The organism is Vibrio phycocola, from assembly GCF_054404255.1.
Window position 1 is genome coordinate 109876 of the sequence record NZ_JBTAMQ010000007.1, and the last position, 24519, is coordinate 134394.

General features: G+C 40.9%; 25 protein-coding genes and 1 tRNA gene. 9 read left to right on the plus strand and 17 right to left on the minus strand.

The features are described 5' to 3' along the window. Positions 1-3: 3 nt before the first annotated feature. From ACXJY6_RS10795 to ACXJY6_RS10820, 6 genes are all read right to left on the minus strand, one after another. Positions 4-1197 (minus strand): multidrug effflux MFS transporter, encoded by a 1194-nt coding sequence (locus ACXJY6_RS10795; protein WP_458768330.1) that lies wholly within the window; start codon positions 1195-1197, stop codon positions 4-6. 140 nt (positions 1198-1337) lie between these two features. Continuing rightward, positions 1338-2480, minus strand: a complete 1143-nt coding sequence (argE, locus tag ACXJY6_RS10800; RefSeq protein ID WP_458768331.1) for an acetylornithine deacetylase — start codon at positions 2478-2480, stop codon at positions 1338-1340. A gap of 13 nt (positions 2481-2493) precedes the next feature. After that, the gene (locus tag ACXJY6_RS10805; protein WP_458768332.1) at positions 2494-3987 is read right to left on the minus strand and encodes a tripartite tricarboxylate transporter permease; all 1494 of its coding nucleotides are present in this window, start codon (positions 3985-3987) and stop codon (positions 2494-2496) included. A 9-nt stretch (positions 3988-3996) separates the two neighbouring features. Beyond that, the gene (locus tag ACXJY6_RS10810) at positions 3997-4416 is read right to left on the minus strand and encodes a tripartite tricarboxylate transporter TctB family protein (RefSeq protein ID WP_458768333.1); all 420 of its coding nucleotides are present in this window, start codon (positions 4414-4416) and stop codon (positions 3997-3999) included. Positions 4417-4478: 62 nt separating this feature from the next. After that, positions 4479-5426 carry a tripartite tricarboxylate transporter substrate binding protein gene (locus ACXJY6_RS10815; RefSeq protein WP_458768334.1) on the minus strand — a complete coding sequence of 316 codons (948 nt, stop codon included), beginning with the start codon at positions 5424-5426 and terminating at the stop codon, positions 4479-4481. 62 nt (positions 5427-5488) lie between these two features. After that, entirely contained in the window at positions 5489-5986 is a 498-nt protein-coding gene (locus tag ACXJY6_RS10820; RefSeq protein ID WP_458768335.1) for a MarR family winged helix-turn-helix transcriptional regulator, read from the minus strand. Positions 5987-6604: 618 nt separating this feature from the next. On the opposite strand from ACXJY6_RS10820, the gene hisC reads away from it, so the two are divergent. Together hisC and ACXJY6_RS10830 are read left to right on the plus strand one after the other, a co-directional pair. Further along, the gene (gene hisC / locus ACXJY6_RS10825) at positions 6605-7681 is read left to right on the plus strand and encodes a histidinol-phosphate transaminase (RefSeq protein WP_458768336.1); all 1077 of its coding nucleotides are present in this window, start codon (positions 6605-6607) and stop codon (positions 7679-7681) included. Further along, positions 7678-8661: an NAD(P)-dependent oxidoreductase gene (locus tag ACXJY6_RS10830; protein WP_458768337.1), complete on the plus strand. Its 984-nt coding sequence runs from the start codon at positions 7678-7680 to the stop codon at positions 8659-8661. The genes hisC and ACXJY6_RS10830 overlap by 4 nt, the downstream gene beginning before the upstream one ends. A gap of 110 nt (positions 8662-8771) precedes the next feature. Here ACXJY6_RS10830 and ACXJY6_RS10835 read toward each other — a convergent pair whose 3' ends face one another. Genes ACXJY6_RS10835 through ACXJY6_RS10845 form a run of 3 tightly spaced genes read right to left on the minus strand, consistent with a single transcriptional unit; the run spans position 8772 to position 10218 of the window. After that, positions 8772-9122, minus strand: coding sequence for a hypothetical protein (locus ACXJY6_RS10835; protein WP_458768338.1), 351 nt, complete (start codon positions 9120-9122; stop codon positions 8772-8774). A 32-nt stretch (positions 9123-9154) separates the two neighbouring features. Continuing rightward, positions 9155-9826 carry an RES family NAD+ phosphorylase gene (locus ACXJY6_RS10840; RefSeq protein ID WP_458768339.1) on the minus strand — a complete coding sequence of 224 codons (672 nt, stop codon included), beginning with the start codon at positions 9824-9826 and terminating at the stop codon, positions 9155-9157. Further along, complete coding sequence (locus tag ACXJY6_RS10845) at positions 9817-10218, minus strand: MbcA/ParS/Xre antitoxin family protein (RefSeq protein ID WP_456050258.1); 402 nt, start codon at positions 10216-10218, stop codon at positions 9817-9819. The genes ACXJY6_RS10840 and ACXJY6_RS10845 overlap by 10 nt, the downstream gene beginning before the upstream one ends. Before the next feature lie 207 nt (positions 10219-10425). Here ACXJY6_RS10845 and ACXJY6_RS10850 point away from each other — a divergent pair, with 207 nt between their 5' ends. Further along, positions 10426-11169 carry a DUF4931 domain-containing protein gene (locus tag ACXJY6_RS10850; protein ID WP_458768340.1) on the plus strand — a complete coding sequence of 248 codons (744 nt, stop codon included), beginning with the start codon at positions 10426-10428 and terminating at the stop codon, positions 11167-11169. Positions 11170-11260: 91 nt separating this feature from the next. Here the strand turns inward: ACXJY6_RS10850 and leuA are convergent, their stop codons facing one another. Further along, positions 11261-12925: a 2-isopropylmalate synthase gene (leuA, locus tag ACXJY6_RS10855; RefSeq protein WP_458768341.1), complete on the minus strand. Its 1665-nt coding sequence runs from the start codon at positions 12923-12925 to the stop codon at positions 11261-11263. Between the two features lie 223 nt (positions 12926-13148). Here leuA and ACXJY6_RS10860 point away from each other — a divergent pair, with 223 nt between their 5' ends. Beyond that, a complete protein-coding gene (locus ACXJY6_RS10860; RefSeq protein WP_458768342.1) occupies positions 13149-13625 on the plus strand; it encodes an Lrp/AsnC family transcriptional regulator in 477 nt (158 codons plus the stop codon). A gap of 246 nt (positions 13626-13871) precedes the next feature. Here the strand turns inward: ACXJY6_RS10860 and ACXJY6_RS10865 are convergent, their stop codons facing one another. After that, positions 13872-14159: a hypothetical protein gene (locus tag ACXJY6_RS10865; protein WP_458768343.1), complete on the minus strand. Its 288-nt coding sequence runs from the start codon at positions 14157-14159 to the stop codon at positions 13872-13874. 634 nt (positions 14160-14793) lie between these two features. Then, positions 14794-15063: a hypothetical protein gene (locus tag ACXJY6_RS10870; RefSeq protein WP_458768344.1), complete on the minus strand. Its 270-nt coding sequence runs from the start codon at positions 15061-15063 to the stop codon at positions 14794-14796. A gap of 1095 nt (positions 15064-16158) precedes the next feature. Between ACXJY6_RS10870 and ACXJY6_RS10875 the strand changes: the two genes are divergently transcribed. From ACXJY6_RS10875 to ACXJY6_RS10885, 3 genes are all read left to right on the plus strand, one after another. Continuing rightward, positions 16159-17241 (plus strand): SH3 domain-containing protein, encoded by a 1083-nt coding sequence (locus tag ACXJY6_RS10875; RefSeq protein WP_458768345.1) that lies wholly within the window; start codon positions 16159-16161, stop codon positions 17239-17241. A gap of 141 nt (positions 17242-17382) precedes the next feature. Continuing rightward, positions 17383-17754, plus strand: a complete 372-nt coding sequence (locus ACXJY6_RS10880; protein ID WP_458768346.1) for a hypothetical protein — start codon at positions 17383-17385, stop codon at positions 17752-17754. 276 nt (positions 17755-18030) lie between these two features. Next, complete coding sequence (locus ACXJY6_RS10885) at positions 18031-20511, plus strand: DEAD/DEAH box helicase family protein (RefSeq protein ID WP_458768347.1); 2481 nt, start codon at positions 18031-18033, stop codon at positions 20509-20511. 285 nt (positions 20512-20796) lie between these two features. Here the strand turns inward: ACXJY6_RS10885 and ACXJY6_RS10890 are convergent, their stop codons facing one another. The 5 genes from ACXJY6_RS10890 to ACXJY6_RS10910 form a co-directional block, all read right to left on the minus strand. After that, on the minus strand, positions 20797-20943 hold the full coding sequence (locus tag ACXJY6_RS10890) for a hypothetical protein (RefSeq protein ID WP_458768348.1): 147 nt from the start codon (positions 20941-20943) through the stop codon (positions 20797-20799). Between the two features lie 40 nt (positions 20944-20983). Continuing rightward, on the minus strand, positions 20984-21502 hold the full coding sequence (locus ACXJY6_RS10895) for a hypothetical protein (protein ID WP_458768349.1): 519 nt from the start codon (positions 21500-21502) through the stop codon (positions 20984-20986). Then, the gene (locus ACXJY6_RS10900; protein ID WP_458768350.1) at positions 21486-21620 is read right to left on the minus strand and encodes a hypothetical protein; all 135 of its coding nucleotides are present in this window, start codon (positions 21618-21620) and stop codon (positions 21486-21488) included. The genes ACXJY6_RS10895 and ACXJY6_RS10900 overlap by 17 nt, the downstream gene beginning before the upstream one ends. A 209-nt stretch (positions 21621-21829) precedes the next feature. After that, positions 21830-22186: a hypothetical protein gene (locus ACXJY6_RS10905; protein ID WP_458768351.1), complete on the minus strand. Its 357-nt coding sequence runs from the start codon at positions 22184-22186 to the stop codon at positions 21830-21832. A gap of 83 nt (positions 22187-22269) precedes the next feature. Beyond that, positions 22270-22357: transfer RNA gene (locus ACXJY6_RS10910), tRNA-Ser, on the minus strand. Between the two features lie 330 nt (positions 22358-22687). On the opposite strand from ACXJY6_RS10910, the gene ACXJY6_RS10915 reads away from it, so the two are divergent. Next, a complete protein-coding gene (locus tag ACXJY6_RS10915) occupies positions 22688-23368 on the plus strand; it encodes a MaoC family dehydratase (protein ID WP_458768352.1) in 681 nt (226 codons plus the stop codon). 213 nt (positions 23369-23581) lie between these two features. Next, the gene (gene yghU / locus ACXJY6_RS10920) at positions 23582-24442 is read left to right on the plus strand and encodes a glutathione-dependent disulfide-bond oxidoreductase (protein WP_456050270.1); all 861 of its coding nucleotides are present in this window, start codon (positions 23582-23584) and stop codon (positions 24440-24442) included. Positions 24443-24519 lie beyond the last annotated feature (77 nt).

Sequence of the window (24519 nt, forward strand, 5' to 3'; positions counted from 1 at the left end):
CATTTATTCAGCGTAACGATACTTAAATCGTATAGCTACAATGCTGAGTAAAGGGATTATTGATAACAGCCCAATCATCGATGTCATGGGGATCGCACTAGCGTTATATAGCAATCCCACAACATAGCCACATAAAGACCCTAATGCAGCCTGACAACATCCTATCCAAGCGGCAGCAGCACCCGCTTTTTTAGGGAAAGGCATAATGGCCAATGACATCGCCGTTGGCATCACGATTCCATTCCCCAACGCGTAGATGAACATGGGACCAACGATTGTTGCAACTGATACCACTCCTAGCCATGGCAATACGGCCATTATAATACCACCAAGGGCGAGTATTTTCGCGCCATACAAAACGGTAGATGCACTGCCGAAATGACTATTAAGTCTAGCGGCAATGATACTGCCTAATAACATTCCAAAAGCACTGACGCTAAATAACAAACCATAAGCCGTTACGGGTACCGCTAGCAATTCAATCAGAACAAAACTTGAAGCAGAGGTGTAAGTTAAAACACCTGCGATAGAACAACACACGGCTAACGAATATCCTACAAACGAAGGCTCTTTCATTAAGGCGGCATAATTTCCAACTAAATGATTTATTCGTGTCGCATCTGGGTTGAGATTTGTATTTGATTCTTTATAACCGAACATTGTCCATAAAATTAATACGACACCAAATAGCGATAAAATATAAAACAAGCTCCGCCAACCAAACTCAACACCAACAAAGCCACCAATCATTGGAGCCAATAAAGGCGCCATTGAAAAGCCTGTTGTCATATAAGACATGACTTTGCCCATTTCCTCTGGAGGGTAAACGTCTTTAACTATCACACGGCTGATCAGGACTCCAGCGCACCCGCCTAACGATTGTACAAATCTTGCTCCAATCAGGAATGTGACGTCTGTTGCCAGGGCACAAACCAAAGAGGCGACGACAAAAACGCTATAACATACCAATAATATGACTTTACGGCCGAATCGATCAGACAACGGTCCGATAATTAATTGAGCACCAGCAAAGCCCATTAAATAAAGGGTTACCGTTTGCTGAATCAAAACGGCACTAGTTGAAAAGTCCTCCGCCATATTAGGCAATAATGCCAAGTAGAAATTAATGGCTAATGGCCCCGAGATACTCAGAATTAATAAAAAGCCTAAAAATGCAACTGAGTGACGACTGTTCATATGAATCCTTTTAGAAGATAAGCACTTTTAACAAAGCTGCGACCGCTCACTTAACTGATGAGTTTGTGGCGTTAATACCACCGCAAACCCCAATAAGTTATGCTTGAAAAGGGAGTCTATTGGTTCAATTAAGAATCAAGTTACCTTTGTAAGTCGACCAGTTTATTCAAACAGTCGTCAATCTGCTTCATTTGGTCAATTTCAATAAACTCGTTGGGTTGGTGTGCTTGATTAATACTTCCCGGACCAAGAACAATGGTTGGGAACCCTGCTTGTTGAAAGTGTCCAGCTTCGGTACCAAAACCAACTGCGCCTAGTGTTTTAGGACCAAGTAACTCTTCACAAAGCTTTACCGCCTCGCTGTCTGGTTCTGGTTTAAAGGCGGGAATGCTGCCTTCAACAACGACATTAGCTGAGCATTCAGGCGCATGCTTTTGCATACGGTCTTCCACCTCGGCAACGATATGTTTAAAGCAACCCAAATGCATATCAACGGTTTGCGAAGGCATAAAGCGAGTAGACAAGGTCATTTCACAGTCTTGTGCGATGATGTTTGGTGCCACTCCACCAGAAATTAACCCGGTATTGATAACGGTATAGTTTGGGCTTAGAGCACTTTGAGGATCACAATTCGCTTTTTGTGTATCCGCATATTCAGAAAGCCCCTGTAATACTTTACCTGCATAATGAATTGCACTCACTCCAAGGCTTGGATCGCTAGAGTGACCGGCTTTACCTGTTAAGCTAATCTTGCTGCGAAATGCTCCTTTATGCTGATTTATGGGGCGCATTTCAGTGGGTTCTCCTACGATGACAGCTCGAAGGGGCGGGACAATATCGACGATATCATTAATTAAACGCGGCACCCCAAGACAGCCAATCTCTTCATCGTAAGACAAAGCAAGATACAGCGGCTTAGACAATTTTTCGGAATTGGCCTTGATCAACGCAACGAGTGCGGCGGCGATAAAGCCTTTCATATCGCAACTGCCACGTCCATAAAGGCGACTACCTCGTTCAGTTAATGTGAACGGGTCAGAGTCCCAAACTTGCCCAGTTACAGGAACGACATCGGTGTGGCCACTAAGAATAATCCCCCCTTCCACTTGAGGACCGATCATTGCAAAGATGTTCTGCTTTGTGCCCTCATCATTTGACGTTAGGCGATAAGGAATATCATGTTGATCCAGTAGATCTGTCACCCATGAAACCAGTGCCAAATTAGATTGACTGCTGACGGTATCAAATGCGATAAGCTTGCGCAAAATTTCGATGCTGTTCAATTAAATATCCTCATTAGGTGTTCTTTTTACGTATATTGAGCCAGTAAATAACAAAGATGGACATTGCAAATAATACTAGTGCTACAGGGTGATGGATTAAGCGAAGCGGGTCACCTCGTAAAATAGTGGCAGATTGACCCAGCGAGAGTTCAAACCGTGGCGCCAAAAAGAAAGCGATAATAAAGACAACTACTGGGTAATTTAACGCCGTCATAATAAGCCCAAGTCCAGCGAAGAGAAACATGACATAGATACCAAACATGCTACCCGTAGAGAGGTAAACCCCAGCTACGCAGAGCACGAGAGCGGCGGAAAACACCAAAGATTCAGGAGCCGAAATGAGTTTAGACCAAACGCGTAAGCCAAAGAATCCGATAATAAAGTTACATATATTGGCCATCAGCATCGCACCGAACAGACCGTAAATAAGCTGCCCCTGTGATTCAAACAACAATGGCCCCGGCTGAATACCTTGAATAAGAAACGCACCAATTAACATCGCCGATGAGGCTGAACCAGGTAATCCTAGAGTCAATAACGGGATCATATCAGCGCCGGCAACAGAGCTATTCGCACTCTCTGTCGCCGCAATGCCACGGATTTCACCAGTGCCAAATTTCTCGGGATTTTTCGATGATTGTTTTGTCGCTGAATAGCTCATAAACGCTGCCGCTGTCGAGCCCATTCCTGGCACCGCGCCAATGCCTGTGCCAATAAGTGCCCCGCGCAGCAGCACAAACTTACAACTCAAATATTCTTTTAGGCTAATATTTTTATCTTCATTTGGTTGTATTTTCGGAAAATACACCGCAGGACGAATTTCTCCAGTCATTGCAACCAAACGTCGTATGATTTCAGCCACAGCCAGTGTACCAATTGCAATCGCAGGTAGCGGAAATCCATCATAAAGGTCGTAAAAACCGAACAGAAATCGTGGAGTCGAATGTTCGGGGTCTAATCCAACTGTTGCCACTAAAAGCCCAAGTGCAGTTGCAATAATGCCTCGTGTAACAGAACTCCCAATCAAACCAGAAATCAGCGAGAATGCAAAAACCATCAATGCAAAGACCTCTACTGGTCCCATTTGCAAGGCAACAATGGCTAATGGAGCAGCGATGGTGATGAGTACGATGTCGCTAAAACTGTCTCCAGTAACAGAAGAATACAACGCCATTTTCAACGCCTTTAACGGTTTACCTCTTTTAGTCAGAGGGTATCCATCAATTGCGGTTGCCGCTGCATCTGGTGTTCCGGGAGTGTTGATTAAAATAGCGGGTATCGCACCGCCGACAAGCCCACCTTTGTTTATTCCTATTAAAAGACCAATCGCCGGTAAAGGGTTTAAAACAAACGTAAACGGTACGGCAATGGCCATTGTCATCACGGGTCCAATACCAGGCATAGCGCCCACAAACTGACCGATAATTACACCCGAGACTACGTACAACAGATTGGTTAGCGTGAAAGCATCGGCAAACCCAGCGAGAATCGTAGATAAATCAACCATGATGAACTCCTAAGGTAAATACCGATTTAGTACCTGCTCTACAAGTAGCCAAACACCAATAGGGATTACGAAAGCACCTAAGAACAACCAATGTAACCTTCGTTCACCAATCAACAACATGACACCAAGCGCTAATAGGGGGGCCCCAAATTCAAATCCAAAATGCCCCATTATTGAGATGGATGTAATCACATAGGCGACACAGGCAACTGTGCGAAGACACAAGGTTGGATTAAAGTTGATGGTCGCTTTGTTTGAAATAAACTGAAAAATTGCCGTAACAATGATGATCCAAATAGCAATCGTTGGGACCGTTGTGGGAACAATACGAGCATTCTCAATGTGGTCGACTTGTCCTGGCATGATGACAAAATAGAAAAAGATCATCCCAAGAATAAGTATGCCTGTTTGCAATCGTTCTAATGACATTTAACACTACCTCCGGAAAAGTGATACGACTGTGCAATTAAACACAGCCGTATGGTTCTACTCTATTTCATCAACAAGCTTTTCGTATCTGTTAAATTGTTTTTTAGGCTTGCTTCTGTTCCGTCTGGGCCAAGGTTGTGAGTGCTTGTTTTCATTGTATTTTCAACCAGATTTACCACTGATTCTGACTTTAGTGCTGTGTCAAAAGCCGATGCTAGGGCTGTTTTAGCTTCCGTAGAAAGGCCCTTTGGTGTTGTAAGGTAAAAATAGGGATTCAGCGAGTAATTAAAGCCTTGTTCAATCAACGTTGAGGTTTCAGGAGAATAATTTTGGCGAGTGTCTGTTACCACGGCGAGCATTTTTAAGTCACCTGAATTGATGTACTCAATATGTGCACCTGCGCCAAAGCCAGCTTGTAATTGTCCACCTAATAGGCCTTGAATTTGCTCTGCGCCACTTTTATGACTGACGGTTTCTATACCGGCATTTGTGTCGGCGTTGATAGCGTTAATAACCATACGCTGAGGGCCACCATCAAAACCAATTAAATATCCGCCATTGGCTTTTGATTGCTCCACAAACTCAGCGAAAGTGTTATAAGGAGCATCGGTTGGAGCAATAATGGCCAAAGGTGCAACTGCAATCGTCCCTAGATAATCGAAGCTATCAAGGTTAAATGGCAAACTCTCTCCTCGAGTTGCAATATTCATTAGTGTGGCCAGTGTTACACCGAGACCGATATTGGTGCCATCTGGATCATCGTGTGCCAAGCCAGATAGCATTGCAACACCACCGCCACCAGGTTTGTTTTGAACAATAACGTTCCAGCCTTCGTTTTCTTCAATGGCAGAAGCAATGGCTCGACCCATCACATCTGTTGCCCCACCAGGGCCAAAGCCAATTTTTAATGTAATTGAACCATTAGGTTCCCAATCACTGGCCATTGTGGTGGTCGAAATCAAAAGTGATGTGGTTAGAACTACGTTCTTTATAAAACGATTAATTTTCATCTTGTATTCCTTCATTTCTTTAGATGGCTAATGGGCACTGCCTTGTGCCAAAATCACGACTTTTAATTATCTGAGTATTTTTCCGTTACAATATCAGCGACTCTTGCGCTCAAACGAACGAATGTTTCAAGCTCCGAGTCAGTGAGCGAGTCAGTTAATTCTTGATGGAAGTTGTCGACCAAAGGGCTAAGTTGTTGATAATAAGACTTACCCTCGGTAGTAATAGAGAAACGCCAACTGCGTTTGTCTTCTTTAGATCGTTGTAGTGATACAAAGCCTTTCTTCTCTAAATCAGTGAGCGCTCGACTCATTTGACCTTGATCGATATTGGCAAATTTAACTAACTCTTTTTGAGAGGAACTGTCTATTTCTGACAGTCCTCGTAGAGCTCGCCAGCTGGCAAGATTTAAACTGGAGTTTTCTTTAATAAGCCGTTCAAGTTCTACCAACAATAGACTCGATAATTTACGAGAAACATGCGCAACGATGCTGCTTCCCGATGTGTAACCTTCGCCAATCGATGGGGTCTCTTGCAGAATGTGTTTGGTGGATTCGTTCATAAGTAGCTTCGCATAAATACATGACTAGACATATAATGTTATGACATCATTGCGAAACTCATGCCAAAACATTAAATTACTTTAAAAACAAATAGTTAATTATATTTTTCAATCCAAACCTTCGAGAGGTTACTCACAAATCAGTAGATTTTGATGCAACTAGAGCAACTTTGGTGCACCGTTAATCAAATAATTTTACGCTCAAATTACTCCATTAATGCGAGGGAATGGCATGCGAACACCATCGGAAATGTTTCATGTCTCTATACCGTCTTCTACTTGTTTATCGTGGCTGTGATTACATTTTTCTTCGGCCAAATCTGTTTTGGTCCACTAATAGGTTTGTATCTATTTATCGCCCCAAGAAAGATCAAACGCACCAAAGCAACACGGGTATCGTACTTACATTAATAATAAATCATTGATATTTATTGCTTATTTAAATTGGCACGATTTTTCCATCTTTCATTGAAAATATATGTTTAGACATACAAAGTGAAATGAAAGAAAACCGAATTCACCGAATTACTCGTATTGTTGTTAAAGACTCGATGATAAATCTGATCTAATAAAAAACGGACTGTGAAGCAGCCACAAAATAAAGGGAAAAAAGTCAGTATGATTTCAAATAAAACCAACCGTGCTTTTAGTAAAGTTCGACCGTATATACCGGGTGCCAATATTGAAGAAATGAAAGACGAATATGGTATCGAGACGCTAATTAAATTGGCATCAAATGAAAATCCATTGGGCGTTTCTCCAAAGGGAATAGAAGCATTAAACGCAGCCTCAATTTCAGTCAATATTTATCCAGATCCGAGTGCGATATCGTTGCGAAAAGCCATTGCTTGCAAACTTGGAATATCGATGGAACAGCTCATCGTTTCGAATGGAGCTAGTGGGGTTCTAAGGCTGGTAACAGAAATCCTGATCGAAGAGGGTGACGAAGTGATCTACAGCAAGCCAACGTTTCCTGCCTATTACAATAATACCGTTAGGCATGGTGGTGTCCCTGTTGAAGTTCCGTTGGCGGATGGCTACAAATATAATTTAGATGGGATGCTCGAAGCGATAAGCGACAAAACTAAATTAATGATTATCTGTAACCCCAATAATCCAACGGGAACGATTTTGTCCTATCAGGAGATCGCTACATTTTTAGCTCAGGTTCCTGATGATATTTTGGTCATTGTTGATGAAGCCTATATTGAATTTGTAGAAAATAGAGATCAAGCAGATTCACTCCAAGGCCTAAATATGCATCCTAATCTTATGATTGTCCGAACATTTTCTAAGATCTATGGTCTTGCTGGGTTGCGTATTGGTTACGGTATTGCTTCAGAAGAGATCATCGACGTACTTAACAAAGCTCATCAAACATTTGTGACCAGTTCACCCGCTTTAGCTGCGGCTGAGGCTGCAATTGATGATGATGCTTTTTTAGAAACAGTAAAAAGTAACAACCAAATTGGAAAAGAATATCTATTTGAAGAATTTACCAAGATGGGATTTGATGTTGTTCCCTCGGAGGCCAATTTCCTTTTCGTCGATATGAAAATGGACACTAAATATATTTACGAAGAGTTGCTAAAAAGTGGCTGCATTATACGACCTATGGGCAAATTTGTGCGTGTTACGATTGGCACCGAAAGTGAAAATAGAACGTTAATCACGGCACTAAAGGGGTTGAAATGAAAATCCTTTTTTATAGTGTATTTAAAAACCAAGTCGCCGGCGTGGAAAGTGTTTCAGCTGAACGCGGTGTTGATGTCGTTATCGTGAATCAACCTCTTAGTATGGAGAATGTACACCTTGCTAAAGGATACGAAGCAATATCATGTGCCGGAAAATGTACGCTGAACAGGGAAGTGTTAACTCAGTTAAAAGCATTTGGAGTTAAACATATTTCAACGAAAGCCATCGGGTATGAAAATTTGGATCTTGAGGCATGTCAGGAACTAGGCCTTAAGTTTAGTAATTCTTCTTATTCTCCTCATTCGGTTGGCGAATTTACAATAATGTCGATTTTAACTTGTTTAAGAAAGTTGTCGTATTCTCAAAGTAAGTTAAGAAAAAAGGACTTTACCTTGTTGGGTTTGCAGGGAAGAGAGTTACATAATCAAACTATCGGCGTGATTGGCACAGGCAGAATTGGGCAGAGCGTGATCAAAGGGCTTTCCGGATTTGGCTGTAGAATCATTGCTCATGATATCTATGAAAACAAAGAGATAAACACGAAGGTGGAATACCTGCCACTGGAAGAGGTATTCAAACAGTCTGACGTGATAACGTTGCATGCTCCATTGCTTGAATCAAGTTACCATTTACTTGATGAACACGCGTTTCAACTAATGAAAGAGGATGTATGCATTGTTAATAATGCGCGAGGAGAATTAATTGATACTGAGGCATTAATTAGCGCCCTGAAAAGTGGAAAAGTTTCCGCTGCTGCATTGGATGTTGTAGAGGGTGAACAGGACTACTATAGGTATGATTTTAGTGACAAAGAGATCACAAATAAAAATCTCAATACTTTGTTAAGCATGGATAATGTTCAAATTACCACTCATCATTCCTTTAATACGCGACAAGCGGAATACGATATGGTGAATTCGGCAATTAAGTCGCTACAACAGTTTAAAACAGATGGATATGCGACTAATGAAATTTGTTAGTATCTAGCGGAATTTAGAGCTCTATTACAATCTTCAGGTCGATAAATTGAGCTCTTAACCCCATCACTTCACGCTTTTGATAGACAAGAATATATGAACATCGTGCCCGATTAAAACACCATTACGTGGTCACATTTATACTGGCCATCGATGTTCACTAATACCATTTCGGCGACAAACTCACCTTTGGCTTTAGTGAAATACTGCTTCCAAATAATGGCTGCTGAGTCTGGTCGTTTAAAAACCGCGACAACCTCTCGCTGGGAAAAGTAACCTTTCTCCGACTGGTAATGCTCACACACCATTTGGAGATGTTCCGTTGTGACAATGGCTTTCAAACGATCAGTAAAATCGACGACGTGCTTCTGATGATCAATCTCGGTCGATGCTTGCATTAGGTTATCCATGATTGGATTTGCAATCGATAAAATCTTCTCATCTGACATCTGTTCGAAACTCATACTTTCTCCAAATTTTTTTACACGGGTTAAGCTTAGCTAATCTTACTCACTTTATTGACCTCGGAGATTTTTTCCCCGTCCCAAATCATTTCCAGTAAGTAACTCTGTACAATATCAGTAACGGGTTTAGGTGTTAATAATGCCCAGCAAATACCATGGTTTGACCTAACAGACGGGTACTGGATGCATTGTACTTTCTTGGTCTTTAGTTCACGAGCCAGTTGTTGCGATGCAGCGTAAAAGTCGGGGTCTAAGATAGAGGTATCGGAGTCCTGAACAATATGCACTGATTTTGGCTCAGACTCAATTCGCAAGCCACGAAACAAAAATCGGTCATATTTTAGTCCTACCACACCAGACCAATATTGCTGTTGGTGATGCCTTACTTCTACAACGGCGGTTTCGTCATTGGAAGCAAAATAGAGCGCGCCAAACAGACCATCATTAAAGCGACCACCGACGGGATTAATGTGCGTAAATGGCGCAACGGCGTAGCTTCGATTGCGTTTACAGTGAAACGGAATCTCTTGTTTATCGATGAGAGAAATATCTCCAACTTGGTCTTTGAGACGCGGATTTGTGATTGCTTGGATGGCATAAAGCGCGTCAAACTCTTCTTTGTCGGCAACATCGTCGAAAATGGCGATGGCAGGGTATTGCGTATTGATCAGCCGGAATCCCTTTACCACTTTCGTTATCCCCACAATCCGCCTCTTAGAGCATCGACTCTTTTCGCCACCTCATACAAATCCCCAAACTTGCCAGAGCAAATAATCTCTAGGGGTGTTTTACCGGCAAAGTAATCGTTGTGATTTTCCATACTCATAAAGCCACTGACGTTCGCTGGGTTGCTAAATACAATCCGAAGCCCTTGATGTATGTTGAGAATATAGCTGATGCGTTCCAACTGATCGTCGGTTAGATTAGCGGTGTCAGGCGATGATTTAAATTTATGATACGAAGACTTTGATACCTTTAGAATTGTTTGTGCTTGCTGAGCGGAGCAGCCCCATTTAGAAAGGATATTATCGGCGGCTTTGAAGCCAGCAATAGACATGGTTTTATGGTCAATTTGGCTGTCGTTCGCTAATTTCATAATAAATCCTCATGAGGAGTATTTGTTAATAATATTCTCTATAGAGACTATTGTAAAGATTAGGTGTGCGCCGGGATGGCGTTAATGGCCTGAAGTCATATGTGATATGAGCAGTGGGTTAGGTCGCTGAACGCACTATTGAACAAATCGCTATTAATATCCATATGAAAAACTTAGAATAATTATAATTGATAGATAGGAATAGTTATGATCAACAAGCACCTTCATTTTCGTAGCGACATCGGTAGAAAGAAGTTTGAACATCAAAAAGGCGAGGTTAACTGCCCATTTTGCAGCCGAGATCAGCTCGCGACGATTATTGATACCGCTGGCTCGATCCTATTGGTTGAGAACAAGTTTCCGACTATCGAGCACACCTACCAAACGGTATTGATTGAGACCGATCAATGTGGGGAAGATATCTCAAGCTACAGTGCGAGCCATATGCATAAGCTGATCACCTTTGGCATTAATCATTGGTTTAGCATGTTAGAGAGCGACCGATTTGCTTCCGTCTTATTTTACAAGAATCATGGGCCACTCTCTGGCGGCAGTGTCGATCACGCTCATATGCAAATTGTGGGGTTACAAGATGTGGATTACCAACAGTTAATCTGTGAAGAGAGTTTTGATGGCGTTGAGATATACAGAGAGGGTAACTGCGTTGTGAATATGTCGACCAAGCCCAACGCGAGCGCGGCAGAATTCAATGTTATTACCGATCAACGCAATGATCGCTTTCTCGCGACTCATATCCAAAAACTGGTTCGTTATGTCACCAGCTATTGCAACAGTTATAACTTGTTCTTTTATCAGTGGAATGGGGGTATCGTCTGTAAAGTGGTACCTAGATACGTCACCTCTCCATTTTTGATCGGATTTTCTATCTCCCAAGTGACCAACAGTGTTGAGCAGGTTGTAGAGAAGGTGAAGAGTGGCTATTACAAGTAACCGCCGTTTGCTCTTCACCTTTGTCTGTGCTTTCACCATTCATATTGACGAGTTAAGTTGGTAAACCGTTTTCGTTAAAGAAAGCACATGTCTATGCGGCTATCTGCTTTGCCTTTTGACTGCGAGAAAAAGCGCTAAGAACAGCTTGCAGTACGGCCGCTGAAGTATCTTCTCCTATGGTGACACTGCAATAGGTTTGACCTGAAACAGTCAGGGCAATGCATGCTTGTGCTTTCGACATCGTTCCTTCAGTGAGTGCGCTTTCTTCTAAGTGAGTAACAACGATTTCTGTAGCAAAACGTTTCTCCAAAGCATTCACTAAAGCCTCTATTGAACCCTTGCCTTCACCTTTAAGCGATTGTTGAAGACTCGGAATTCTAAATAGCCCAGTCACCATTTCTTGCTCGGTATGCACATCGTATTCTTGAAGCTTCCACTGTTGATTTTGAACCATAAAGTTCTGCTCAAAAATCGATTTGATCTCTAGAGAGGTGATTTCTGAACCGCTACTTTCTGATGCCTTCTGCACAATACGGCTAATCTCTGCGTGCATCCATTTTGGGAGGTTAATGTTGTAATCTCTTTCTAAAATCAACGCCACGCCACCTTTGCCGCTCTGACTATTGATGCGGACTACCGCCTCGTAATCTAGACCGATATCTCTGGGATCAATGGGCAAATACGCGACCTGCCAATGGGAGAGTTGGTGTTTTTCGTGGTACTGCATCGATTTACGGATGGCGTCTTGATGACTACCTGAAAACGCCGTATAAACCAGTTCTCCAACCCAAGGGTGACGAGCAGGCACCGGCAGTTGAGTACAATACTCCACGACATCGATAATCTCCGTAATGTTTGAGAAATCTAATTGCGGATCGATACCTTGAGAGTAAAGGTTCATCCCCATCGTAACGATATCCATATTGCCTGTACGCTCACCATTGCCTAACAAAGTTCCTTCGATTCTATCTGCCCCAGCCATAACGCCCAATTCCGCTGCTGCTACACCGCAACCTCGGTCGTTATGCGTGTGCAAACTTATCTCAACATGCTGTCTATGGTTGATATGGCGACAAAAGTATTCGATTTGATCCGCATAAATATTAGGTGTCGACACTTCTACCGTTGCGGGTAAATTTAGAATCACTCTACGCCCAGTTTGTGGCTGCCATTGTTCCAAAATCGCATTACACACTTCTAGCGCATAGTCCATTTCGGTTCCGGTAAAGCTCTCAGGTGAATACTGGAATGCCCACTCTGTTTCAGAATTCTGTGCCGCATATTCTGCAACCCAACGCGCTCCTTGAACAGCGATAGCTTTTATCCCTGCTTGATCTTTCGCAAAGACTTGCTGGCGCTGTACGGTAGAGGTGGAGTTGTATACGTGAACGATGGCTCTTTTCACCCCTTTTAATGCTTGATATGAGCGAGCAATTAGATCTTCACGAGCTTGGGTTAGAACCTGAATAGTGACATCATCAGGGATCAAGTTATTGTCAATTAATGAACGAACAAAATCGAAATCAGGTTGAGAAGCGGCAGGAAATCCGACTTCTATTTCTTTAAAGCCAAGTTTTACTAATAGAGTGAACAAACGCGTTTTCTTTTCCACATCCATAGGGTTAATCAGCGCTTGATTACCATCACGTAGATCAACACTACACCAGTTCGGTGCTTGCTCAATAACGTGATCTGGCCATGTTCGGTCAGTTAAACGAATAGGCTCAAAAGCGCGGTATTTGTGAAAGTCATACATTTTGGACATTCCTCTACTAGGGATATGGTTGTCACTGCTGCCACGGTGAAAAGTTGATGAACAAACCAGAGCAACACGTCTTTACTATCATCTAGTTTAATGGATTATCTAAACAACAGGCTTGCGTAGTTTTGTTATATTAGTAATAATTGTTTGATAAAATTGCGCAGTAAGTAAGAAATAGTAATTATTATTTCTTTGATGGAACAAGCAGGGAAATTTAATGCAACTTGATAAGTTTGATATAAAGATACTGCAAGAGCTTCAAAAAGACGGTTCTCTTTCTAACCAAGACTTAGCGGACCGTATAGGCCTCACTGCCGCCCCTTGTTCTCGCAGAGTCAAACAGTTACAAGATAGTGGTGTTATCGATCACTATGTGGCCCGTATTAATGAGCGACAGATAGGGCTTAATCTAATTGCGCTTGTTTCTATCAGTATGGATAAGCATATCCCAGCACGATTTTCCAGCTTTGAACAAGCGGTAATCGAAATCCCAGAAGTAATGGAGTGTTATTTAATTGCAGGCAATGATGCTGACTATCAACTGAAAGTCGCTGTCGCAGATATGGACAGTTATCACGATATTTTACTCGGAAAAATTACCCGAATTCCCGGTGTCGCAGGGGTTAACTCTTGTTTTGTGTTACGCAAAGTACTCGATTCAACATCATTGCCACTACACTATATAAAAACGTAAAGCGGATGTTTGATTCTCTTCTTAACAATGCAGCCCAATTTTTGTCATGCTCAGAGGTGTTTTGGGTCTAGTAAGAGCCAGTACGTTATGGAGTAGGATAGGGGACCTTTGCATCCCCTAAAATGGGGGAAGACTACTATGTGTCATGTCCTACTTTAAAGGCTCGCTAAATTCTTCATTTTCTAAGCGAAGAAGACGTTAGTTCAATAGATTTTCAAAGTCAGCTTGTTGAGTTAATTGTAACGGTCAAGCCTTGTCGTTCCACGTATTGTAGCGTGAAATTAAATCACCCTCGCAGCATTTAAAGCCAAGGTATAGGAAAAGTGACATGATGCCGACAGCAGCAAGCTCAATAGTTTGAATCAGAGCGCCAGCCATGATCGCAGTGAAGCCATGCTCTTGTATGAATTCGATATTTGCCATCGACATCTGGAAAAGATTAACAGACAGTAATACAAAGCCAATAAAAAAGAGACCACAAAGAAAGAATACGACTGTCCAGTGATACGTACTGAGTTTTAATATTTGTTTCATACGTGCTTACCCTTAGTGCTTTAGATAGAGTTTAGCTCGGAAAATATGCATTAGAAAGATGATAATATTAAGTTTTCTATTGACGACACACTCTCAAGTCATGTTTATAACTTCGATGTATTTAAAAAATGCTTAGTGCAGTTCTTCTCTCGTCATTATGGTTCGAATTAGACAGAGTCTACTTTCAATAAGTGGAAAAGCTTCCAACAAAGGCATTATTCCGGCAACTTCCCTTGCTACTCATACTTTGTTTTATAAGTGTTTTAGGTGTGCATACACGTGAGAAATATAAGCCGTTTGTAGATTTTAGTAGGTGCATTGTATCTCCTTATCGGACTAGATAGGGAGATACAATGTTCAGAAACAAAAAAACCGCTGAATAATCAGCGGTTTTTTTAGAATGTGGCGGAGAGATAGGGATTTGAAACCAACCTCTAAAAATTCGCTTTAACCTAACCCTTTATATAATAAAGAGAAAATTCGATTTTCCATTGCAAATCTGTGAACAAATGGATATCTAAAACGACCCTAACCCTAGAGCTAACGGATGTCAATATTTTTGTGGAGTTTATGTACGATTAGGATGGGGAAGTCACCAATAAATAAGAAGTATCGGTGACGTTGGCGTATCTTGTTATTTAGGCTGATTGTTTTGACTATTGTGTAATAGCCATTCATTTTCTGCGACTGAAATAGCCATTTTTTTCATCAGATCAATTGGAAATTTGTGATCAGAACGACGATTCAACATTTCCTGTTGGTACGTGTACCAGGCGTGAGGATGTGTCGTATTTCCCTCAAAATAGTGATAGATAGCTTCCGCCCTATCAAGTCCAGTTAGACCCTTCGCTACTTTTCGAGCTGCATGGATGTGTTTGTTATAGAAGTATTCAATGGTTTTCATAAAAATCCTACTGTTAGTTAATTAAAATCTGTAAATATTCATTTTTGTTACATCAAGGCTGTAACCTGCTCAGACGACGGTGTTGTCCGTATGTCTTTATTTATTATGAATATTATTATTATCTTAATTACCTACCTCATAGGATTCTGTATAGCACCTGATTACAAGGTATCGATTCAGGCTCTTCAATAGCAGATGTGCTCACTATAACGATCGATGGTAAGCTTTTCTATAGTAAGTCGACATTATATGCCCCAAAATGCCTTATTTTCTAATGTAAATATATCTAAGAGAAATATCACAGGATAATAATCCAATAAGAGAGCTCTAATGCCTAAGAAATCACTAATTCGCACCATTAATACTGAATAGGCAGCAAAGTCCTTGCACACCTGATTTATTGTTTATCGCTAAATCTAGTCACGGAGCGGTTTGATTTCTCTTCAGAATTGCTTTTTCTCCACCGTGTGTTATCCCGCATTTCTTGAAGTCTATCAATTTTTACAAATATGCATTAAGTGTATTATTTGAATATATAGTTTGATGTAGTGCAATTTAACACATATTAATTTAAGACAATATTATCTACTTGACAATGTCCACAAAATAACTGTTATGTTGATATCTGACTATCGAGTTTTTCCTCAAGTTTCGATTGTATCTATTTGATTAATTATCTAATCCAAGCTAGCCTGATCATGCTTCTGATCTTCTAAGTCTAAATGTTTCGGAAAGTCCCCCCTTGTAGGTGGTATCTGCAAGGGCAATAGCGCAGTGGGCAAGCACTCTACGCTGGACACTTCGTCGGTTAGTCCGAGGATTAATCAGTCCATACTTTAGAGAAACACTTGGGAGCTGTGATGATTATTCAATTGACCATCAGAATACACCCTAGATTGGTTGTGCTGGCTATGAATTTAGCTTGGTATTTTCTGATTTAGGCAGTGGGTTATAGGGGCTAGACACAGCCCCTAAAATTTCTACAATCTTCATGAGGTTATGTAACATAACAAAAAAATTAAATGGATAGCAAACTCTTTGAAGCTTTTGGTGCAAGCTACTTGGGCGTTAGCTTCACTCTCGAGATCAGTGATTATGAAAGGTAAGGTTAAATTCTCAAACTTGGAAAAAACACTAAGTATCACCAGTGCCTCATCTGCTATTGAACAGGCAATGAAACCCTTCGAATCGCAACAATCATTAATGGATAAAGCGTTAAGTATCACCAGTGCCTCATCTGCTATTGAACAGGCAATGAAACCCTTCGAATCACAACAATCATTAATGGATAAAGCGTTAGGTATCACCAGTGCCTCATCTGCTATTGAACAGGCAATGAAACCCTTCGAATCACAACAATCATTAATGGATACAGCGTTAAGTATCACCAGTGCCTCATCTGCTATTGAACAGGCAATGAAATCTTTCGAGTCGCAACAATCATTAATGGATAAAGCGTTGAGCATTACCAGCGGCTCTTCTGCTGTAGCAAAAGCTATGAAACTTTTTGACACTAAAAGCTATCTAACTGAAGAAACTATGTCAGTAATATCAGGCTCCTCTTCTGTATTTAACGCTTTAGCTGAGTTAGAGCAGGCAAGTGTGATTAAACAATTAACCCCTGATTTTCTAAATTGTGCTGCTAGCTCTATTTCCGAATCAAGTTTTACTGAATACTTTCCTCTAGATGAAGAAACTATAGAACTTGATTTTCAATCGGCAGCTAATCAGTTATCTGACACATCTGATTCAAATAATTTTGTTAAAACGTTTAAGCAATTACCTCCATTTATTCAAATAATATTGGCTGCGTTCTTCTTACATATATTTCTCCCTCAATTAAATAGCATTTCAGCAAATTTGTTAACTCCTGCTGTCACAGATTACTTATCTCAAAGTGATAAATCAGCAAGAGATAAAGTTAAAGATATTAAGGTGTTACCAAGAAGAATTGCTGACTTTGACACTACAAACCTTCGTTTTATTACTGGCAATAATGTTAGGTTAAGAGCCGAGGCAACGACTAATTCACCGATCTTGGACGAAATGATCTTTGGACAAGTTGTAACTATTCATTCTAAAAATAAAAACTGGATTGAGATTTCATATGAATATGAAGGCGGCACATTGCTACAAGGTTGGGTGTTTACTAGGTATACCGAACGTTTTGTAAAATAGTAAAGCTAACAACACCAACCTATGCACTGTTGTTTGCAGTGTTATGTTTAAAATTTAATTAGAGGATTTAGGGCTCGACGACAAATCGACGGAGCAGAATCACTATGCCACTACACCAAATGAAAAAAAACTTGAATCACTTTGCTTGTTCTTTCTAGTAACGCATTTGCGGATGAAACTCTAAACAACAATTTCGTTGTTTCATATGATTTCGGCTCTATTTCTGGCTCTGGCGTGATGGATGCTGAGCCTGATTTTGAAAGAATCGATAAAATCTTAGCACCCACCGTTACTGTAGAAATTGGAGATACTAAGTTAACAAATCCAACTTACTACTTCGGAAATTCTCAAAAAACCGATAATTCAAGCACCTGTGTCGTAAGTGGTGCTGGTGAATTCGAAGAGTTTGTATGGCTGGTAGGCAATAATGGATGCTCAGAGATAGAGATGCACCCATTATCGAAAGATGAACTGAATATTTGTGGTGTATCAATCAAACTTCTGAAGCGTTGATACGAAAATCATGAGGATATGACCTCATAGGCAGGTTTGTAGTGGATGACAGTTTTTTGGCCTGCCGATTATAGATTTTGCTATACCTCAGAAGTGCCCCAAAGTTAGCTTCGACTATCAGGGTTAGTTCATCTAGTCAGGTAGCTTTAGAATAGCTTTGTTATCGTAATTTTTTTAGATCTCACATTAATTGGAGTTATTGTGAAATAGGTCGTTGTATAAATGCATATACACACATATAGTCGGCTAAACACTTAACTATAATTAGGATAATAAATGCTAGATTTTAGTCAGCTTGGTGGAACCAACCCTGTTGATAGTTCTTTCAAGCCAAGGGAGATTTTTCAGGCTCTTCCTAAGGTTAGCGGGAAGTTTCAGTATCCACGTGATGTCCAAAGTCAAGTTTGGGCGAAATGGTACGAAAGAAGGGATACGAACAACTTAGTGATCAAGATGAATACTGGTGGTGGTAAAACGTCAGTAGGTTTACTCGTGTTAAAGAGTTGCTTGAATGAAAAGAAAGGACCTGCAGTTTACGTAGTACCTGATAACTACCTTGTAGACCAAGTTATATTGGAAGCCAAAGAACTTGGAATTGAAACCACTAAAAACCCGCATGATCATCGATACTTATCAGGTAATAGTATACTTGTTATCAATATCCATAAGCTTGTTAATGGTCGGTCTGTTTTTGGTGTGGATGATGAGGGTATCAAAGTGCCTATTGGAAGCATTATCATTGACGATGCTCATGCGTGTTTAGACACCGTAGATCAACAGTTTACAATGGAAGTTCCCAGCACATCTCCTCTATATAACGAACTTCGCTCTACTTTTGACAGCGTGCTAGAAAAGCAGAGTTATGCCAAATACCATGAGATCTTAAGCGGTGATACAAGTGCTTTCTTACAAGTGCCGTTCTGGAGTTGGCAAAAACAACAAGCAGTGGTGACACAAACGCTTGTGAAATACAAAAGTGACCGTGTTATCGAGTTCTCATACCCGTTACTTAAGAGTCACCTACAGTTAGCAAACTGTGTGTTTAGTGCAAGTAAAGTAGAGATCTCTCCTCATTTCATCCCCATTTCTGTAATACCTGCACTGGGACAAGCAACACGTAAAATCTTTATGACTGCAACACTTGCAGACGATAGCATCCTTTCTAGCCATTTTGGTGTGAACCCTAATGAACTATCTAACCCGATAACTCCCGATACTGCTGGAGATGTCGGTGATCGTATGATCTTACTACCTCAGGTTATTAACCCACAAATAACAGACAAAGATATCCAACAGCTATGCAAAATCGTGTCTAAAAAACATAATGTAGTAGTTATAACTCCATCTACATATCGAGCTAAGCAGTGGGAAAACGTATCCGACCTCACATTAAACTCAAGTAATATTAGTGAAGGTGTTGCCCGTTTGAAAGCTCAACATGTTGGCTTAGTCGTGTTAAATAATCGTTATGATGGTATTGATTTACCTCAAACAGCATGTAGGCTCCTAGTTATCGATGGATTACCCGATGCTAGAAACTTGATCGATCGAGTAAAGCAATCTTCGCTGATGTCGAGCAACTATGACAATGTCGAGAAAATCCAACGGATTGAGCAAGGCATGGGACGTGGTGTTCGTTCAAGCGATGACTATTGCGTAGTTCTACTTACAGGAAAGGGGCTAACAAGCACTATCTATACAGATAACGCTATTGAAAACTTTTCACCAGCTACACGTGCGCAAATGAATACATCGGAACGCGTGACTGCACAAGTAACAGATAAACCTGCTTCAGAGTTAGAGCAGTTGATGGACTACTGTTTACTTCAAAATCCACAGTGGGTAGCGTTTAGCAAAGGTCAACTCGCCCAGTTGACTTATGATGAGCGAACCGACAGTAAACCAATTAAGCTTTCACTTTACGATGCTTATCTGTCGGCTATTCGTGGTGATGTAAATAATGCATGTCGTATCATTGAAGCTACAGCGAATGCTTGTGACGATAACGCATTAAAAGGATATCTAAAGCAAGTATTAGCTGAATATACAAATATCAACGATGAAACTCAGGCCCAATTGATATTGCTAAATGCAAATACATATAACCAGAGGCTTTTAAAGCCATTGTCTGGGCTGAACTACTCTAAAATTAACAACTTAACTCAAGAGCAGGCTGAGCAATGCTCAAGCTACTTGAATAGTAAGTTCTTGGTAAAAAACAAGATGATCATTGCTGCAAATGCCATGATCGACGACTTATTTTTCAAGCCTAAGTCAGCAAACAAGTTTGAAGCAGCAATGAATGATTTAGCAAAAATGTTGGGCTTCAATAGTCAACGACCAGAACTTGCGTATAACAAGGGGCCAGATAACCTTTGGTCTATTGGCAATCAACAATATTTGGTTATTGAGTGTAAAAATGAAGCTACCTCTGACACAATCAATAAAAGCTACTGTAACCAGCTAAATGGTTCCTCTACTTGGTTTGAAAACCAGTATGATTTTACAAGTCAGCACACTCCTATAATGGTTCATCCTTCTGTGAAGTTTGAATACGCATCTTCACCTAAGCCGACTATTCGTATTATCAATGAGCAAAAGCTGCAGGAGCTTCGTCAAAATGCTCTTAGCTTCTTTGAAGCTATCTCTACAAGTAACGAAATAAATAATGTCGATGCGATACGTGAGAAGTTAGCAACTTACAAGCTTCGAGGACAGGATATAGTGGAATGCTACACTGTGCCTTTTAAAACATAACATCCACGTATTTAAGGGGAGCAATAACTCTCTTTTTTGTATCATTCGTGAGGCTTCTGATACAGGATTGTCCAAAATAGCTTTAGACAAAACAATACCGCACGTCAGTGCGGTAGCTTTGAAATTACTTTCTCTTGTCAGGAGTTTTCGAAGTGTCTTTTTTCGGGCGAACCCCATTCATTTTGTCTATGACATCGTCAATAGTCAGAGGTTTGTGGGAGTTCAATTTGCTATTTTTCGGCTTCAGCTCTTCTCGTATTTTGTATAGAAGAGTCGGCTTTTGAATCAAGGCAACAGTTGTTCTGACAATGTTTTCACGGATTGCTCTAATTCGTTGAAGGAGGTTTCCAGCATCGTTAATCTGTGCTGGAACTTCACTATTAATGACTCTGCTGAAATCAATTGCTGATCGGCATCTTTGGATAGCTGCATTAACTCGTTTAGAGAGTCTCGGTACTCTTGTGTCAATGTTTCATGGAGATCTTTCAGCTTGTCTAGAATTTCCGTCCGCTCTTCCTGATACTGGGACATTAGGAGATTGATTTTCGCTTCGTATTTCTCTGACTGAGACCGAAGATCGTTCTGGTGCTGCATCAGGAGATCCCTGATATTGTTTTCGTAACTCTGTGATTGTTGCTGTTGTTCGTTTTGGTATTGCTTGATTAACTTTAGGTAATCTTCGTTTAGTCTCGTTATGCACTGGCTCATTTGTAGTTCTAGGTGATTCATTTATATTCTCTTTGTTGTGGTTATTTTCGATAGCTTCTCCTTTGAGTCGCGGTTCGATAGCGGTTAGTTCTCGATTAATTTTCTCAGAGAGGAACTGTATATTCTCTACCTGTCTCATATGAGGAAGGTTCTCTATGTTTGATTTTTTTGGCTCAGGTAGTTGTAGTTGAATGTCCTGTTTAATCTCGATGGTTTTGTGCTTCTTAGAGGATAGATACCGCTTACGGTTAAACTCAGCGCGTTTTTCAATAGCGGCATTCATATTCTCTACCAGAATTTTCACCTGTTAGCGCGCAGTGAGTACCATATAGATAGTCAGATGCGGCAGTAGGGTTGCTGGATTGGCTACCATCAGTTCGAAAAATGGAAATTACCGTCATTTATCTAGCTCCTCATCGAATTGTTCTGGAGTTAGTCCAAAGCGAATCTAGTTGAAATGACGATCTTGAAACAAGATTTTCATGACACGTCTATCGTGTCGCTCAAATTCTGAAGAGATTCTTTCCAACCCACCTAGGATGGTTAATGTATCTGCGGAGGTTTTATATGTGTTCGCCCATTTTGCAAGTTGGTTGATTAGAGAATTGAATCATACTCGTTCGTTAACAACCTGGTTCAGTTCTTCTACGCGCGGCACAATCACTTTCAAGTCTTTCAGGGTATGCGATATTAACTTTGAAACGCTGGTTTTTGCTTGGATGGCTTTGTGTTGCCAAAGTTTCTTTTCAACGATTGTGCATTGCATTTCTATCCGAGCATTTTTACGCTCGGCGAAGTAGGGGTAGACTAAATCCAGAGTGCTTTGATCGACATCAATCCGTTCGGAAATCGTTTTTTTAAAGTTCTGGAAAGGAATAGAGCGTTGGGATTGAAGTGAGGTGGAACACTGGGCTGAAGTGAACGCCTGCTTGATGCACGCAGTTATCTCAAAATTTACTAGGTACATTGTATCTCCTTATCGGATTAGATAGGGATCTGCAATGTTCAGAAACAAAAAACCGCTGAATAATCAGCGGTTTTTTTTGAATGTGGCGGAGAGATAGGGATTTGAACCCTAGGAGGGTCGCCCCTCGCCTGATTTCAAGTCAGGTGCTTTCGGCCACTCAGCCATCTCTCCGTGAGCGGTATAATATTTTAGTTCGGGATTCGTTGTAAAGTTATTTTTTCATTGTTTTGAATTGTTTGCACATTTTATCGCCAACTTTGTATTCAGGGCTATAGAGTTTTAATTGGGCAGATAGATATTCACATAACAGGCAAATAAATTAGATTAAAAACTCTAATTGATAAGTTTTTAATAAAATAGTGTTTTATTTCTAATTGTATGATTTTAAAGGATAAGAAAGGTTTCAGTTAACGCTTGTAAGCCATAAAGTGTTTGCGTCTTGGTGTGAACTGCTTCAAAATTATGAATAGATAATTCTTAATCATGAGACTGGAGTTAATTATGAGTGTCGTGGATCTTTTAAAACAGCGTAGTGAAGTTCTTAGCAAGCAGCATGATGTGTTGATGCAACGGATGCCGCCTGCAGTAAAGGAATATTGGGAAGAGCTTTTAACGAAGACCAACAACTTCCACCTCTTTACATGGTTGAAAGATACTCATAGCCCAGTGATTCACGAAACCACTATTAAAGTTAAACCGGCTATCGAGCTTAAACCAGCAGCTCAGGTGTTGTTCGACCAACTACAAAGTCAAATTGGTGAAGAAATTCATATCGGTGATTGGTTAGAAGTAGAGCAGGGCAGAATCAATCAATTTGGCTCGGTTACAGAAGACACACAATGGATTCACACTGATCCAGAACGAGCCAAAGTTGAATCGCCTTATAAATCGACCATCGCACACGGTTTCTTAACGCTTGCGCTATTGCCGAGGTTGACGGAGTCGGTTAACCCAGAGAATCCATTGTTTCCAACCGCAAAGCTCGTGGTCAACATTGGTTTGAATCAAGTGCGTTTCCCTTATCCAATTAAAGCAGGTGATAACGTTCGTGCTCGAAGTCGTTTAGTCAGCGTAACGCCGATTAGAAAAGGTCTCGAAGTGGTTCGTGAAATTCGCGTCGAAATTGAAGGTGTGCGCCGTGCTGGATGCGTGGTGGAATCGGTTATCCAACTACATTTCTAATGGCTTGCTATTTCGTTACTTGATCTGGTGACTGCGGTTCAGATCAAGTAGCCTGTTTTACTCACTTTCCTAGCTTTATTAATCATTTCTAATTCTTTCTTATAACAATACGTATCAATAATTCTCTCCAAGATTCGTTGTAATCCATTCAAAATAGTATCACTATCATTATCAACGTTTATTTCAGTCAGTGACTAAATCCGAGGAAAGACGATGAGCAAAGAATATGTACCACCAAAAGTTTGGGTCAACGATACCGCGGGCGGCAATCAGTGGGCAAATATCAATAGTCCAGAAGCGGGCGCTCGATTTGAGCGAGATCTGCCAGTCGGTGAGCATCCATTACAGCTTTATTCACTTGGCACGCCAAATGGTCAAAAAGTGACGATCCTTTTGGAAGAACTGTTAGCGTTAGGCATTAAAGAAGCCGAATACGATGCGTTTATTATTAAGATTGGCGAATCCGATCAGTTCTCTTCGGGGTTTGTTGGCGTGAACCCTAACTCTAAGATTCCAGCATTGGTCGATAAATCCGGTGATGAAGATGTGAACGTGTTCGAATCTGCTTCGATTTTGCTTCATTTGGCAGAGAAGTTCGGTCATTTCATGCCAAAAGAAGGCAATGCTCGAATCCAAACCTTTAACTGGCTGTTTTGGGTTCAAGGCTCAGCACCATTCTTAGGCGGTGGATTTGGTCACTTTTATGCTTATGCTGATACCAAGTATGAATACCCAATCAACCGTTTTGCGATGGAAGTAAAACGTCAGCTCGATGTACTCGACAAACAACTTGCCGACAATACTTATATTGCCGGTGAAGAGTATACGATCGCCGATATCGCGATGTGGCCATGGTACGGAAATTTAGTACTGGGTAGAGCGTATGATGCAGGAGAGTTTTTGCAAGTCGATACGTACACCAATGTCGTTCGCTGGGCGAAACAGATCGAAGCTCGTGAAGCGGTACAGCGTGGACGAATTGTGAATAAACCGTTTGGTGAAGAGTGGGAAAAACTGCTCGAACGCCATTCAGCCGCGGATATTGATGAGGTTTTGAAGTTACGTCCTGAGTAACCTCAATCATACAGAAACGCCCTGTTTCCCTAGATGTATAAATAGCATCGTGGAAAGCAGGGCGTTTTTTGTTATCA